The organism is Corallococcus sp. AB045 (assembly GCF_003668895.1).
In the GTDB taxonomy this organism is placed as follows: domain Bacteria; phylum Myxococcota; class Myxococcia; order Myxococcales; family Myxococcaceae; genus Corallococcus; species Corallococcus coralloides.
In genome coordinates this window covers 1-15,154 of the sequence record NZ_RAWN01000221.1, presented here as the reverse complement: position 1 = coordinate 15,154, position 15,154 = coordinate 1, and the positions used below count along the sequence as shown (strand labels likewise).

Sequence of the window (15,154 nt, the reverse complement as noted above, 5' to 3'; positions counted from 1 at the left end):
ATCCCGGGAGGAGGGCCCGCCCCACGGGGCTGCGGGCGGGCCCTCCTCCCGGGATACGGGGACGGCCTGCCTCCTCGTGCCCCTGTTCGCCGGAGGCGGGGGCGCATATAGGCTCCGTCGGAGTTCCTTTCGTGGAGCACCCCGCTTCCCCATGAGCAGCCGTTCCCCTTCCGCGCCGGACGCCCCTGACGCTCCGCCCCTGGGCATGTCGGACGTGAAGGTCCGCGCGCAGCGCTCCATCATCGCCCTGCTCCTGCGGACGGCCGGCTCGCTGGGGCTGCGCGTGGTGAGCTCGCTCACCCTGTCGCATCTGCTGTTCCCCGGGGACTATGGCGTGTTCGCCATCGTCGCCTTCACCTCCGCGATGGGCGCGTTCCTGGGGGACCTGGGGCTCAGCGCCTCGCTGGTGCGCCAGCAGCACGAACCCACGCAGGACGAGATCACCTCCGCCTTCTGGAGCCACCAGGCGTTCACCGTCTTCATCGTGGGCGTCATCGTGCTGCTCGCGCCGTGGCTGTCGCGCAGCTACGAGCTGGGGCCTTCGGGCGCGGCCATGGTGGGCACGATGGCGATCGGCCTGTTCTTCCACTCGCTGCGCGTCATCCCCGTCATGATGCTGGAGCGGCAGCTGCGCTTCCCGGTGCTCGCGCGCATCGAGCTCATCGAGAGCGTGGCGCAGACGGCGGGCAGCATCCTGCTGGCCTGGTTGCACTTCGGGGCGTGGTCGCTCATCGGCGGTGGGCTGGTGCGGGGCGCGGTGGGCATGGTGCTGTTCTGGGCGGCGGCGGGCTGGCGGCCCCGGGGCACGTTCCGCTGGGACATCGTCAAGCGGCTCTTGTCCTTCGGCATCTGGTTCCAGCTCACGGGCCTCATCCCGGCGGTGCTCGCGGGCTGGGTTCCGCTGGTGGTGGGGCGCATGGAGGGCAAGGACGCGGTGGGCCTGGTGAACTGGGCCTCCGCCCTGGCCTCCGTGCCGCTGGCGGTGAGCAGCGTCCTCACCCGCGTCGCGTATCCGGCGTACAGCCGCATGCAGGAGGACACGGTCGCGCTGGCGGAGTACCTGCGCACGTCCATCCGCCGCGTGAGCGCGCTGTTGTGCCTGGCCATTCCGTTCGGCGTCATCGCGCTGCCGCCCTTCATCCCGGTGGTCTTCGGTGAGCGCTGGAGCCTCGCGTCCGCGCTGGTGCAGTGGTTCACCATCGAGGCGTCCATGCAGGCGGTGCAGGGCCTCTTGCACTCCCAGCAGCACGCCAGCGGCCACGCGAAGGAGCGGATGTACGTGGCCACTGCCGCCAGCGTCCTGCGCTTCGGCCTGGGCACGCTGGCGGTGATGCAGTGGGGCATCGTCGGCGTCGGGGTCGGCATCACGGCCGTCACGCTCACGGAGCTGTGGGTCACCGCGCGGCTGGTGTCCCGCCGCAACCCGCACCTGTCGCGGCTCGAGTTCGAGGTCATGGAGCCGTTCCTCACGGTGGGCGCGCTGCTCGCGCTGGCGCTGGGCTTCTCGCGGCTCGCGACGGGACAGGGCGGGCTGCTGGTGCAGGCGCTGGTGGCGGCGGGGGTGCTGACCGCGCTGGTGCTCGCGAGAGAGGCCACGCGGCGAGGCCTGTCGCTGCTGGGTGAAGTGCGCGCCGTGGTCCAGCACCTGCGTGCGAGGCGGGCACCTCCGTGAGCCGTGCGTGGCACCTGATCTCGGGCGAGTATCCGCCGGCCCCCGGCGGCGTCTCCGACCATTCACGGAGCATCGCCCACGCGCTCTTGAACGCGGGGAAGACGGTGCATGTCTGGACCCCTGGCGCGGAGGGCGTCACGGATGACCAGGGTGTGACCGTGCACCGGTGGCCTGGCCTCTTCACGCCTCCGGGGTTGGTGCGCCTGACTCGCGAACTGGACGCGACGCCAGGGCCCCGGAGGCTGCTGCTCCAGTACGTGCCGCACGCGTTCGGCATGAAGGCGATGAACGTTCCGTTCTGCGCCTGGTTCGCCGCGAGGCGGCACGACGAACGCGAGCTGTTCCTCCATGAAGCGGTGTACCCATGGAGCCCTGGCGCGCCGTGGAAGCATCAGGTGCTCGCGGGGGTCACGCGGGTGATGCTGCGCACGCTGGCGCTCGGCGTGGAGCGCGCCTACGTGTCCATCCCCACCTGGGCGGAGTACCTGCCCGAACCACTGCGAGCCCAGGCCCGGTGGTGTCCCATTCCCAGCCCCCTGCCCCTGGACGTGCCAGAGGACGAAGTGCGCGCGGTGCGGGATGCGCTTAGCGGCCCCACGGTGGCGCACTTCGGGACGTATGGCGGCGCCATCGCGGGCCCGCTGGAGGCCGTGCTCGTGCCGCTGTTGCAGCGGGACGAGCGACGGCAGGCGCTGCTGCTGGGCCGGGGCAGCCAGGGCTGGTGCGAGTCGCTGGGACGGAAGCATCCCACGCTGGCCCGCAGACTCCATGCGAGGGACGGACTGGCACCGGAGGCCGTGGCCGTGCACCTGCGCGCGGCGGAGCTGCTGGTGCAGCCGTATCCCGACGGCGTCAGCGCCCGGCGGAGCAGCGCGATGGGCGGATTGGGGCTGGGCCTGCCCATCATCACCAACACCGGGCTCCTGAGCGAACCGCTGTGGCGCGAACTGCTGCCGGTGGCGCTCGCGGACGAGGCGTCACCCGCTGCGCTGCTGGCGCTCGCGGAGCACCTGTTGGAGCACGAGGAGGAGCGCCGGGCCCTGGGTGAGCGCGCGGCGCGCGTGTACCGTGAGCACTTCGCGCTGGAGCACACGGTGGCGCACCTGCTGCGCCGCGGAGACACCCCGTGAGCCCCTTGCGGTTGAAGGTCCTGATGGATCCGCGCGAGGAGGGCTGGCCCAGCATGGACCTGGTGGGCGAAGCACTCGTGGACGGACTGGCGGCGTTTCCCGCCGAGGTCGACGTCACCCGCGTGCGGCCGTCCATTCCCCACGCCGTGCGAGCCCTGCCCCAAGTGGGAAGCCGCAAGGCCGCCTTCAACGCGGACCGGCTCCTCACCCGCTTCGGCCTCTATCCCGCGCGATTGCTGCGTGAGCGCATGGGCCCTGATGCATTCCACGTCGTGGACCACACTTACGCGCAGCTCGTCCACGCGCTGCCCGCGGAGCGCACCGGCGTCTTCTGCCATGACCTGGACGCGTTCCGCTCCGTCCTGGAGCCCCACCGCGAACCGCGCCCCACGTGGTTCCGCCTGATGGCGAGGGCCACGCTCAAAGGCATGGAGCGCGCGGCCATCCTCTTCCACAGCACTCAGCAGGTGCGCGACGAACTGCTCGCTCACGGCGTGGTGCCTCCCGAGCGATTGGTGTGGGCGCCCTACGGAGTCTCGCCGGAGTACCGGCTCGACCCCGTTCCCGGAGACGCCAGCGAGGCCGTGCTCGCACCGCTCAAGGGCCGGCCGTACCTGCTGCACGTGGGCAGCGCCATCCGCCGCAAGCGGCTGGACGTGCTGTTCGATACCTTCGCGGCGCTGAGAGCCCGGCATCCGGACCTCATGCTGGTGCAGCAGGGCGGCGAACTGGACGCGGATCAACAGGCACAGGTGGCGCGGCTCGGCTTGAAGGACGCGCTGCTGCAACCGCCCCGGCAGGAGCGGGCCACGCTGGCGGGACTGTACCGGCGAGCCCGCGCGGTGCTGGTGCCCAGCGACGCGGAGGGCTTCGGCCTGCCCGTCATCGAAGCCTTGGCGTGTGGTGTCCCCGTGGTGGCCAGCGACATACCGGTGCTGCGCGAAGTGGGCGCCGACGCCTGCACGTACTGCCCGGTGGGCGACGTGGCCTCATGGTCGGAGATGGTGGACGCCCTGCTCACGAACCGAGTGCCTGCGCCATCCACTGAGACACGGCGTGCACGGGCCGCGCGCTTCACGTGGAGCGCCCATACGCGCACCGTGCTGGACGCGTATCTGCATCGCCTTGACCGCCCCGGGCGGGTCTGATTCGGTCGCGTCCGCGTGCGGATCCTGTTCCTCAATCCCGTGGGAATCCTGGGCGGTGCCGAGCGCGCACTCGTGGATCTCCTCGCGTGCCTGCGCACGCAGGACCCTTCCCTGTCGCTGCACCTCATCGCGGGCACGGACGGGCCGCTCGTGGAGACAGCCCGAGGGCTCGGCGTGGAGACCCGGGTGCTCGCCCTGCCCGACCGCTTGTCCGCGCTCGGGGACAGCGGTCTGCGGGAGCAGGGCCGCGCGGGTCTCTGGCGCTTCACGCGTGAAGTCGCCCCTACGCCCCTGCTGCTGACCCGCTACGGCCTCGACCTGCGGCGCGCGGTGCGTGACGCGGCGCCGGACCTGCTGCACTCCAATGGCATCAAGACCCACCTGCTGAGCGCGGCCACCACCGGACTGCCGGTTCCGCGCGTGTGGCACGTGCACGACTTCCTCGGAGAGCGACCGCTCGTGCGCCGCGCGCTCTCCGGACTGCATCCGCTGGCCTCGGCCGCCATCGCGAACTCGCAGGCCGTGGGGGATGACGCGCGCACGGTGCTCGGGAAGGTGCCCGTGCACGTCGTGCCCAACGGCGTGGACGTGGAGCGGTTCTCTCCGGCCGCCGGTGACGGCGCGCACCTGGATGCACTGGCCGGACTTCCTCCCGCGCCTCCGGGCACGCTGCGCGTGGGGCTCGTGGCCACGTACGCGCGATGGAAGGGACACGATGTCTTCCTGGAGGCCGCGGCCCTGCTGACGCGTCAGGCACCGGCTTTGCCCGTGCGCTTCTATCTCGTAGGCGCGCCGCTCTACCGCACGGCAGGCTCGCAGTTCACCGACGCGGAGCTGCGTGAACAGGTGGAGCGCCACGGCCTCACGGGCCGCGTGGGCTTCGTGCCCTTCCAGCCCGAGCCCGCCCGCGTCTACCGGGCCCTGGACGTCTTCGTGCACGCGAGCACCCGCCGCGAGCCCTTCGGCCTCACCATCGCGGAGGCGCTCGCCTGCGGCCGGGCCGCCGTCATCTCGAAGTCGAGCGGCGCGGCCGAAGCGCTTCGGGATGGCGAGGACGTGCTGTCCATCGAACCCGGCGACGCGACCACGCTCGCGGCGGCCCTGCGCCGGCTGCTGGAGGACGAAGCCTTGCGAGACACCCTGGCCCGCGCGGCCCGCCACACCGCCGTGCGCCGCTTCTCCCGCGAGCGCTATGCCCGGGACATCCTCGCCGTGTACCGGAGCCTCGTCCCCGCGCGAGGGCATTCATGATTCGTCCCCGGAAGCTCGTCACCGTCTCGCACTCCTACGTCGTCACCCTCAACCGGCGGCTGGCCAACGAGATGGCCCGCGTGGGTAAAGGCCGCTGGGACGTCACCGCCGTGGCACCGAAGTCCTTCCACGGAGACCTGGGCCCGCTGGTGCTCCAGCGTGACCCCGACGAGGCCGTGAACCTGGAGGCCGTGCGCGCCTTCTTCAGCCGCTCGCTGCACGGCTTCGTCTATGGGCCGGAGCTGCGCGCACGGTTGTCGCGGGGCGTGGACCTGGTGCACCTGTGGGAGGAGCCCTACGTGCTCTCCGGCCTGGAGGTGGCGCTGATGACGCCCCGCAACGTGCCGCTCGTCTTCTGCACGTTCCAGAACCTGGCCAAGCGCTACCCTCCGCCCTTCGCGCAGGCCGAGCGCTTCGTCCTGCGCCGGGCCGCGGGGTGGATCGCCTGGGGCCAGACGGTGCACGACAACCTCCTGGCCCGGCCCGGTTATGAGCAGCGCCCCTCGCGCTTCATCCCCGTGGGCGTGGACGTGGAGCACTTCCGTCCGGATCCGGAGGCGGGCCGCGCCTTCCGCGAGCGCCTGGGCTGGACGTCCGAAGGGCCGCCCGTGGTGGGATACCTGGGCCGCTTCGTGCCGGAGAAGGGCCTGCGGCTCCTCATGGATGCGTTCAACAGACTGAACACCCCCTGGCGAGCCCTCTTCGTCGGCGGAGGCCCCCTGGAGGTGGACCTGCGCGCGTGGGCGCAGCGCCACGGGGACCGCGTGCGCATCATCACCGGTGTGAAGCACGCGGAGGTGCCCCGCGCCCTCAACGCCATGGACGTGCTCTGCGCGCCCAGCCAGACGACGCCCGCGTGGAAGGAGCAGTTCGGCCGCATGCTCGCGGAGGCCTTCGCGTGTGGCGTGCCCGTGTTCGCCAGCGATTCTGGAGAGATTCCGCACACCGTGGGCGATGCCGGACGCATCCTGCCGGAGTCGTACGGCGGCGCCTGGGTCACCGCGCTCGAGGAGCTGCTGGAGAGCCCCGCTCAACGCCAGGAGCTGTCCGCGCGAGGCAGGGAGCGAGCCGTGTCCCGCTTCGCCTGGCCTGTGGTCGCGAAGGCGCACCTCGACTTCTTCGAGCAGGTGCTCGAGCGCAAAGCCTGAAGCCTCACGCCTCCAGCCGAGCCACCACCGCCGCCGCCATCGCGTCCCACGTCCAGGCCCGCAGCTCCGAAGACAGCGCGGCCACGGCGGGCATCCACTCCGCGCCACGGGCCCGCCACTCCTCCAGGCGCCGCACCAGCTCACCCGAGTCCTCGGGGTCATCCAGCAGCAGCCCCTGGAGCGAGGACGGGTAGCGCTCCGCCACGCCCGCCGAGCGGCTCACCAGCGCGGGGATGCCCACGCACAGCGCTTCGTGCACACCCAGGCCATAGGACTCGTAGCGCGTGGGGGACACCAGCAGGTCGGCGGCGGCCAGCAGGCGGGGCACGTCGTCGCGGAAGCCCAGGAAGCGGATCCGCTCGCCCAGGCCCTGCTCACGCGCCGCGCGTTCCCAGGCTTCGCGCTGCGCGCCCGTCCCTACCACGCACAGGTCCACGTCCCACTCGCGTCGTGCGCACAGCCGTGCCCACGCGTGGAAGAGCGTGTCGAAGCCCTTGCGCCGGTCCCCCAGCGCGCCCACGAACAGCGCCACCCGCCGCTCATGAGGCCAGCCCAGGGACGCCCGCGCTTCACGACGAAGCACGGGCGTCGTGGACGGGAAGCGCGTCGGATCACCGCCCAGGTACACGACGTGGACGCGGGATGCCTCCACGCCCGTGGCGGCCAGCAGGTCCTGCCGCGTGCGCTCCGAATTCGCCAGGATGATCCGCGCCCGGCGCAACGCACGCTGCTCGCCGCGCAGGTGCATCCGGTGACTCACGAGGCCCTTCAGCCTGCGCAGTGGATCGCCAACGGGCTCGGGCGCGTGCGCGGCGTGGACGTAGTGGACCCAGTTGGCGGCGGGCACCTCACAGTTGCCGCCGTTGGCCACCACCTGGCCACCCTGGGCCAACGTGCGCGCGGCCCAGAAGCGCCCCACGGCGTCGAGCAACGGCTCGCCCAGCAGGTACGCGTTCGCGGGCTTGGGCACGCGGACGAAGTGCACGTTGGGGTAGCGCAGGAGCGCATCTTCCACCCGGTGCGCCACCAGCCGCACGGGCCCGCCCTGGCGCGCGAGCCAGTCCGCCAGCGCGAGGTTCGCGCGGTCCATGCCCCCGGTGGAGACGAAGTCACCGGCGATGAGGGTGTACGGCCGCATTCCGGTTCCAGTACGCGCTGAAGAAAGCCCCGTTGAGCAGCCAGAACTCCATGCCCATCTGGCTCATGAAGAACTGGTTGTTGAAGGTCTGTGCGATGGCACCCAGGTCATATGCGAAGAGCATGCTGCCCCAGAGCCAGAACTCCCCCGGCGAGTCCTCCCGGCGCCGGGCCACCTGGAAGCCCCACCCCAGCGTCACCAGCAGCGCCACCGGATAGCAGACGATTCCCAGCCAGCCAGCGTCGTAGGCCCACGCGGTCAATTGGATCTCCGCCCAGAGCGGCGGGTGCTCGCGGTAGGTGTTGTCGCCGAAGTAGGCGTTGGCCATGCCGTAGCGGCCCATACCCGCGCCCAGGGGGAACTCCGGGAGGACCTCCTCGAAGGTGCTCTCCAGGAAGTGGCCCCGGTTGGACTGGTACACCTGTGACGGGTCCGACGCGGTGAGCGTGCTCCAGCGCGACAGCACCGCGTCACCGCCAACGGCCACGGCCCAGCCGAAAGCCACGACGGCGAGACCGCCCACGACGGAGGCCAACGCCGCGAGCCGCACCCACCGGCCGCTCACGGTGAGCGCCAGCCCCATGGCCGCCATGCACACCAGCAACGTCACCGCCGAGACACGGACCTGTCCCAGATAGAGGCAGATCAACCCGACGCCGATGCCCACCACGCCCAGCACCTTGCGCGAAATACCCTGGCGGCTGAGCAGGAAGGTGCCCCCCAGCAGCACCGAGTAGAAGGCGCCGGTGGCCGCGCCGCCCGGGACGTCCGTCAGCCCCATGGGGCGGAACACGCGCGCGCCGCTCGCGGTCTCGAACTGGAGGCTGCGCACGTAGCCTTCGCCCTGGCCTTCGACCACCGAGGACAGGTTGGGCTGGAAGCGGCCTGGAAAGGAGACCTGCAGGATGCCCAGCGAGGCGCTCGCCATGTTGAACAGGAAGAGCAGCAGGACGACGCGGCTGAACATCTTCGCGTCGATGCGCAGGCGGCTCGCCCAGAAGAAGGGCGCGAACACGGCAATCTGGATGCCCAGCTGCGCGGCCGCCGCCAGCGGGCTGGTGGTGCCAGGGTGGAAGAAGTTCAGCGCGGTGAACACCGCCGACGCGACCAGGAACGGCTTCGCCAGGTGATTGAGGCGAGGCCCCTTCACCAGCACGAGCAGCGCCAGGCTGGTGCCGAATGACAGGATGCGGAACACCACGCGCGCCGCCGCCAGCACCTCCATCAGCAGCGCGAGCTGGCAGACGAAGAGCAGCACGATGAAGGCCACCACCACGGAGCCCGACCCCAGCAGCCCCGGGGCCCCGGCGGCTGGCGCGGGTGCGGCCGCCACGGCGGGCGCGGCGGCACGGCGCACGTAGCGTTGATGCAGCACCCCCGGCCCGCGGAGCTGGGGACGAGGACTGGCCCCACTCATGCGGTGGGCTCCCGCGCCACGGAGCGCACCGCGTCCTCCAGCGCCTCCAGGAACACCTGGGGAGAGCTCAGGGCCCGGGCCCGGTCCGGCCCCCGGGAGCCCAGCGTCTTCCGCGCGGATGCGTCCTCGATGAGCCCCCGCAGCGCCCGGGCCAGCGCCTCCGCCTCCGGAGGCACGAGCACGCCACACGACGCATCGACGATCTCCACCGGTCCACCGAGCGCGGTGGTGACGATGGGGAGGCCTGCCTGGAGCGCCTCCACGAACGTCAGCCCGAAGGCCTCCAGGCCGGTGTTGGGCTGGCAGTACACGTCCGCCGCGCGCATCAGCCGGGGCACCTCCGCACGCTGGCCCAGGAAGTGGACCCGGTCCCCCAGGCCCAGGCTCACGGCCTGCGCCTTCAGTCCCTCTTCGTAGGCGGACTCCTCCGGACGCTGCGAACCGCCCACGAGCCAGGCCTTCCAGCCAGACACCTGGCGAAGCCGCCCCAGGGCCTCCAAGAACAGCCGCTGCCCCTTCCCTTCCTGCATGCGGCCGACGTGGATGAGGACGACGTCTTCCGCGAGCGCGCCCAACTCTCCGCGGAGCGAAGCACGCTCGGAGGCCCCAGGCGCGGCCCCGCCGTCGCGCACGGGGGGATGGAGCACGCGCCACGGCGTGCGTGGATACACGCTCCGCAAGGTGCCCGCGGTGTAGCGGCTGTTGCAGAGCGCCAGGTCCGGCGGGGTGACACGCGCCCAGCGCTCCACCCAGTGAGCGCCCGTGAGCACGTCATGCTGGAAGAAGAGCAGCGGCACGCCAGCGGTGCGGACCACCGGGCCGAAGAGGGCCTGCGGCCACGCCGCGTGGCACACCACCGCATCGAACCGCTCGCACTGGAGCAGCGACATCAGCGCGCGGCGGGCCCGCCAGACGCGCCAGGGCCGGCTCACCTTCGCGGGTGCCAGCAAGTTCACAGCGGCGCCAGCGGAGCGCAGCTCCTGCGCCATGCGGCCCTCGAAGCACAGCGCGAAGGCATGCTCCGCGCCTCCGGTCCGCTCCTTCTGGGAGAGCGCCAACGTGCGCAGCAAGGTCTCGACGCCGCCGTACAGGTTGCCGCTCGACACATGCAGCACCCGTAACGAAGGGCCGTCCCCCTGCTCACGCGAAACACCGGGGGAGCCGGCCACGTCCACGGCGCGAGCAGCCGCCACTTCACCTTCAGAGCCGGGTGGGACACGCATGGACGGGCCTCAGCCCCCACCCACGGCGGGCCGCGCGGACACATCGGGTTCCACGCTCACGGGCCGCCGTCCGAGCGCCTCCGCGTACAAGTCCAGGCTGCGCGACGCCATCACGTCATGGGCGAACTCCGCCCGCGCACGCTCCCGCGCCCCGCGCGACAGCCGCTCCCGCAGGCCCGGCTCCTCCACCAACCGGCGCGCCGCCGACGCCAGCGCCCGCGCATCTCCCACGGGCACCGTGAGCCCGGTGCGCTCGTGCAGGCTCACCCACGCCACGCCAGAGTCCGGCACGGCGGTGTTGAGCACGGGCAATCCACTCGCCAGCGCCTCCACCTGCGACAGGCCATACGCCTCGCTGCGCGCGTTGCTCGGGAACCACAGGGCCGTCGCGGCCCGGTACGCGCCCGTCAGCGCCTCCGGCGACAGGTAGCCCGCCCACGTCACCCGGTCCTCGATGCCCAGCGCCTTCGCCCGCGCGCGGCCTTCCTCCGCCAACGGCCCCTCGCCCACGATGACCAGCCGCCCCGGCGCGTGCACCAGCGCCTCCAGCGCCGTGAACAACCCCTTGTAGTAGACGAGCCGCCCCACCATCAGCCACAGCGGCCCGCCCGCCGCCTCCGCCGTCCACCGCGCCTGGGCCTCGCGCGCTTCCGCGGAAGGAGGCCGCAGGTACGACTCCAGCTCGATGCCCAGCGGCAGCACCCGCACCTTCGGCTTGAACGTCGACAGCAGCGACGAGCCGCGCACGTACGCGTCGCTCGTGGCCAGCAGCCGCGCCGCGCGCGAGTACAGCATCCACTCGAAGGGACGGAACAGCGCGCCCGCGACCTTCTGCCGGATGATGTCGCTCTGGTGCGTCACCACCACCGCGGGCAGGCGCGGCACCGCGTCCAGCGCCAGCACCATGCTCGGGTTGGGCACGTGCAGGTGCACCACGTCCACGCCCCGCGCCAGCGCCCGCCGGAGCACGAACGGCAGCGACGGCATCACGTCCATGCGCGCCACCGACGCGAGCCGCCCCAGGCGGATCACGCGCACCGGTCCATCCCACTCCTCACGCGTGGGGCTGCGCCCGTGGAACTCGTGGCTCGTCCCGGTGCCATCCACGGAGTGGTTCGCGCACAGCACCTCCACCTGCGCGCCCAGCGACGCCTGCGCGCGCGCCAGCGTGCGCAAGTGCGCCTCCATGCCGCCGGAGGCCGGAGGGTAGAACTTCCCCAGGTGCAGCACCCGCAGGCCCGCGGCCTTCACGACGGCGCCACCCCGCCCTTGGGCTCGTCCTGCGTCGGGCCATAGCCCTGGTAGCCCAGGTACGTGTCGCCGTAGCGCGGCTGCCGCAGGTCCACGTCGTTGAGGATGGCGCCGAACATCCGCGCCTGCACGTCCGCCAACGAGCGCAGCGCGCGCTTCGCGGCGCCCCGGTCCGTCCGGCCCGCCTTGAGCACCATCACCACGCCGTCCGCCTGCGTGGCCAGCACCGCCGCGTCCACCACCGCATTGAGCGGCGGGCTGTCCAGGATGATGCGGTCGAACTTCTCCCCCGCCGCGCGCAGCAGCTCCTTGAAGGCACGCGTGTGCAGCAGCTCCGCGGGGTTCGGCGGCAGCGGGCCACACGGCAGCACGAAGAGGTTGGGCACCTCCGTGCTCTTCACCGCCTTGTCCAGCGAACCCTCGCCCACCACCAGCGAGCTGATGCCCAGGTCATTGGGCACGCCGAACGCGCGGTGCAGCCGGGGCCGGCGCATGTCCGTGTCCAGCAGCAGCACGCGGTTGCCGCTCTGGGCCATGGCCACGCCCAGGTTGATGCACGTGGTGGACTTGCCCTCCTGCGGGCCGCTGGACGTCACCACCAGCGTCTTGCAGGGATGATCCGGCGACATGAACAGGAGGTTGGTGCGCACGGCGCGGCAGCACTCCGCCACCGCCGAGCGCGGCGCGCGGTGCACGTACAGGTCGCGGTCGCCCGGCGCCTTCGTGGCCTCCATGCGCGGCACCACGCCCAGGAACGCCAGGCCCAGCACGTCCTCCACGTCCGCCTGCGACCCGACGGTGTTCTCCAGCATCTCCAGGAACAGCGCCACGCCCAGCCCCAGCAGCAGCCCCATCACCCAGCCCACCAGCAGGTTGCGGCGCGTGTGCGGCCGCACCGGCACCATCGCCGGCTGCGCGGGGTCCAGCACGCGCACGTTGCTCGTGCGCAGCAAGCCCGACAGCTCGATGTCCTTCAGCCGCTTGAGCACCAGCTCGTACAGGCGCTGGTTGTTGTCCGACTCGCGCTGCAGCCGTCCGTACTCGATGGCCTTCTTGTTCACCTGGAAGGCCTCGGCCTTGGTCTCGTCCAGGAGCTTGTTGAGGTTCTTCTCCTCGCCCTGCGCCTCCGCCAGCTGCGTCTCCGCCGAGCGCACCACGTTGGTCAGGCTCTTGAGCAGGTCCGCGCGCACGACGTCCAGCTTGCGGTTGCACTCCAAGAGCTTCGGGTGCTCCGGCAGGTAGCGCTCGGTCAGCTCCGCGCACGCGGCCTTCTGTTCGCCGTAGCGCGATTTGAGATCTTGGATGGGACCGTCCTTCGCGCCGGGCACGGCCTCCGCCCACGTCTCGTCGTTGCCGGCGTCCTTGCGCAGCCGGTGGATGGCGTCCACGCGCGCCTGCTGCGCCGCGATGCGCGTGCGCACCTCGGTGAGCTTCAGGTTGTAGGAGTTGATCCGCTCGCTGACGATGGACAGCCGCGACTCCAGCGACGTGGACAGCATGTCCGCGTCCTTCTTCAGGTCGTAGACGGCCATCTCGCCGGCCTTGGACTGGCGGCCCAGCTCATCCAGGCGCCCCTCCAGCCACGTGCGCGCCTCCTCCGTGGTGCGCAGCTTCAGCGCCAGGTTCTCCGCCATGTACGCGGCGGCCACCTCGTTGGACAGCAGCGCCGCGCGCGCGGGGTCCACGTCCTCCACGCCGATGTTCATCACCCGCGAGTCCTTGCCGGGCACCACCTGGATGCGCGAGCGCAACAGCCCCACCGCGTCCGTGTCCTCCAGCGCCTTCGCGCGCTCCGCCGGGTCCTGGTTCGCCGGCAGGCCCAGGAAGGACGCGTCCTTCGACAGCCCCAGCCGGTCCACCACGCGGCTGGCCACCGCGCGCGAGGTGATGATCTCACTCTGCGTGGCGTAGTACTCCTTGTTGAACCAGTAGTTGCTGCGCTCCTCCCCCATCACCTCCTTCACCTCGCCGTCGAGGATGCGCGGCGCGGTGACGTCGATGATGAGCGAGGTGCTGGCCGCGTAGATGCGCGGCTGGCGCAGCGTCCACGCCGCCGTGAGCGCGGTGACCCCCAACGCCACCCCGAGCATCACCCACCGCCGGCGCCACACACCCCGCACCCGGTGCATCACGCTCGCGGACGTCGCGCCGGGCGCTCCACCGGCCGGGTCCAACACCGTTCCTTCCACGTCGCGTCTCTCCGGAAGTGGCTGCCGCGGGCGGTCTCCACCGGCCCGAACTCATCCGGACCCGACCTGCACCCACATCGCGCTGGGGGGAATAACGCCCGGAGCGTGCAACGGGCCGGGCGGGTTGTCCATCCGACCGACGCCGCCTGGATGCTCCCCATCCATCCGCCCCGGTCCGTGAACGCGCACCCTGGAGGGTCCTGTGGTAGGGAGCGGCGCAATGGTTCCTGCGCTTTCCGTCGTCCTGCCCTTCAACCCCGCCACCGCCGCCGCCGCCGCCCGATTCGCTCACGCGCTGTCCGGCCAGGCCCAGGTCGTGCTCGCGGGTGAAGGGCCGGTGGACGTCACGCCCGGTCCCAACGTCCACGTCCTCTCCGCCCAGGGCGGCAAGGGGGCGGCCATCCGTGCCGCGCTGCCCCACGTCACCGGCGCCCACACGGTGCTCCAGGATCCGGACACCGCCTACTCGCCCGACACCTACGACGCCCTGGTGCAGCCCCTGCGTGACGACACCGCGGACGGCGTCTTCGGCCGGCGCCCCGGCATGTCGCCGGAGATGGTGGCCGAGCGCGCGCTGGGCGGCATCACCCGCTTCGTCACCGACGTGGCGCTGACGGATCCGCTCACCGGCCTGCGCGCCTTCCGCACGGAGGCGCTGCGCTCCATCCAGCTCACCAGTGACGACGACGCGGTGGACGCGGAGCTGGTGGTGAAGCTGGCCGCGCAGCTCTTCCGCCTCACCGAAGTGTCCCTGCCGCCGCTGCGGGCCGTGCCGCGCCGCCCGGCCTCCGCGCACCTGGCCCGCCTGCGCACGCTGGTGCGCTACGCCACCGTGCGCGACGACGCGGACAACCAGCACGAGGGCTACTCCACCCTGGAGCGCATGGACGGCGCCACCCACTACAACCAGTGGCTGGGCCGCCGCTTCCGCGAGCACATGGGCCGGCGCGTGCTGGAGATTGGCGCCGGCATCGGCACCATCACCCGCGAGCTGGAGGCCGGCGCGGAGCACCTGGTCGCGCTGGAGGTGGAGCGCTTCTACGTGGACCGCTTGAAGAACCTCTTCCGAGGCAAGCCCCACGTGCGCCCCTACCTGTCCGACGTGGCGCTCGCGGACTGGGAGGCGCTGAAGGCGGAGAACCTGGACACCATCGTGCTGTCCAACGTGATGGAGCACATCCCGGACGACGCGTCCGCGGTGCGCCGCTTCCGTCAGATCCTCCAGCCGGATGGCCGCGTGCTCATCCTCGTGCCGGCGCTGCCGCAGCTGTTCGGCGCCATCGACGAGGCCGTGGGCCACTACCGCCGCTACACGCCGGAGTCCCTGCGCGCGGTGCTGCAGGAGAACGGCTTCCGCGTGGACACGCTGGAGTGGATGAACCTGGTCGGCCTGCCGGGCTGGTACGTCAACAGCCGCATCCTGCGCCGCCGCGCGGTGCCCAAGCTCCAGCTCAAGCTCTACGACACGCTGGCCCCCCTGCTCGCGCAGGCCGAGCAACAGGTGCGGCTGCCCGTGGGCATGAGCCTCTTCGCCGTCGCCCGCGCCGTCTGATGCCCGCGTGAGCGCCGAACCCCACCCCACCTCCC

At 71.8% G+C, this 15,154-nt stretch carries 11 protein-coding genes; 6 read left to right on the top strand and 5 right to left on the bottom strand.

Features of this window, described 5'->3' with window-relative positions; all coding sequences use genetic code 11:
• The first annotated feature begins 151 nt into the window (after positions 1-151).
• Genes D7Y21_RS34920 through D7Y21_RS34900 form a run of 5 tightly spaced genes read left to right on the top strand, consistent with a single transcriptional unit; the run spans position 152 to position 6,349 of the window.
• Positions 152-1,672 carry an oligosaccharide flippase family protein gene (locus tag D7Y21_RS34920; RefSeq protein ID WP_120562050.1) on the top strand — a complete coding sequence of 507 codons (1,521 nt, stop codon included), beginning with the start codon at positions 152-154 and terminating at the stop codon, positions 1,670-1,672.
• Positions 1,669-2,802: a glycosyltransferase gene (locus D7Y21_RS34915; protein WP_121717982.1), complete on the top strand. Its 1,134-nt coding sequence runs from the start codon at positions 1,669-1,671 to the stop codon at positions 2,800-2,802. The genes D7Y21_RS34920 and D7Y21_RS34915 overlap by 4 nt, the downstream gene beginning before the upstream one ends.
• 23 nt (positions 2,803-2,825) lie before the next feature.
• The gene (locus D7Y21_RS34910) at positions 2,826-3,950 is read left to right on the top strand and encodes a glycosyltransferase family 1 protein (protein WP_121717981.1); all 1,125 of its coding nucleotides are present in this window, start codon (positions 2,826-2,828) and stop codon (positions 3,948-3,950) included.
• 15 nt (positions 3,951-3,965) lie between these two features.
• Entirely contained in the window at positions 3,966-5,201 is a 1,236-nt protein-coding gene (locus D7Y21_RS34905; RefSeq protein WP_121717980.1) for a glycosyltransferase family 4 protein, read from the top strand.
• A complete protein-coding gene (locus D7Y21_RS34900) occupies positions 5,198-6,349 on the top strand; it encodes a glycosyltransferase family 4 protein (protein WP_121717979.1) in 1,152 nt (383 codons plus the stop codon). Before D7Y21_RS34905 ends, D7Y21_RS34900 begins: the two co-directional genes overlap by 4 nt.
• Before the next feature lie 4 nt (positions 6,350-6,353).
• On the opposite strand, the gene D7Y21_RS34895 is transcribed toward D7Y21_RS34900, so the two are convergent.
• Genes D7Y21_RS34895 through D7Y21_RS34875 form a run of 5 tightly spaced genes read right to left on the bottom strand, consistent with a single transcriptional unit; the run spans position 6,354 to position 13,567 of the window.
• Positions 6,354-7,439 carry a glycosyltransferase family 4 protein gene (locus D7Y21_RS34895; protein ID WP_121717983.1) on the bottom strand — a complete coding sequence of 362 codons (1,086 nt, stop codon included), beginning with the start codon at positions 7,437-7,439 and terminating at the stop codon, positions 6,354-6,356.
• 19 nt (positions 7,440-7,458) lie between these two features.
• Positions 7,459-8,904, bottom strand: a complete 1,446-nt coding sequence (locus D7Y21_RS34890) for a hypothetical protein (protein ID WP_120562055.1) — start codon at positions 8,902-8,904, stop codon at positions 7,459-7,461.
• Positions 8,901-10,127, bottom strand: a complete 1,227-nt coding sequence (locus D7Y21_RS34885; RefSeq protein ID WP_121717978.1) for a glycosyltransferase family 4 protein — start codon at positions 10,125-10,127, stop codon at positions 8,901-8,903. The genes D7Y21_RS34890 and D7Y21_RS34885 overlap by 4 nt, the downstream gene beginning before the upstream one ends.
• Before the next feature lie 9 nt (positions 10,128-10,136).
• Positions 10,137-11,378 carry a glycosyltransferase gene (locus D7Y21_RS34880; RefSeq protein ID WP_120562057.1) on the bottom strand — a complete coding sequence of 414 codons (1,242 nt, stop codon included), beginning with the start codon at positions 11,376-11,378 and terminating at the stop codon, positions 10,137-10,139.
• Entirely contained in the window at positions 11,375-13,567 is a 2,193-nt protein-coding gene (locus D7Y21_RS34875; RefSeq protein WP_121717977.1) for a polysaccharide biosynthesis tyrosine autokinase, read from the bottom strand. The genes D7Y21_RS34880 and D7Y21_RS34875 overlap by 4 nt, the downstream gene beginning before the upstream one ends.
• A gap of 220 nt (positions 13,568-13,787) precedes the next feature.
• Here D7Y21_RS34875 and D7Y21_RS34870 point away from each other — a divergent pair, with 220 nt between their 5' ends.
• Positions 13,788-15,119: a bifunctional glycosyltransferase/class I SAM-dependent methyltransferase gene (locus D7Y21_RS34870; RefSeq protein WP_120562059.1), complete on the top strand. Its 1,332-nt coding sequence runs from the start codon at positions 13,788-13,790 to the stop codon at positions 15,117-15,119.
• The last annotated feature ends 35 nt before the right edge of the window (positions 15,120-15,154 follow it).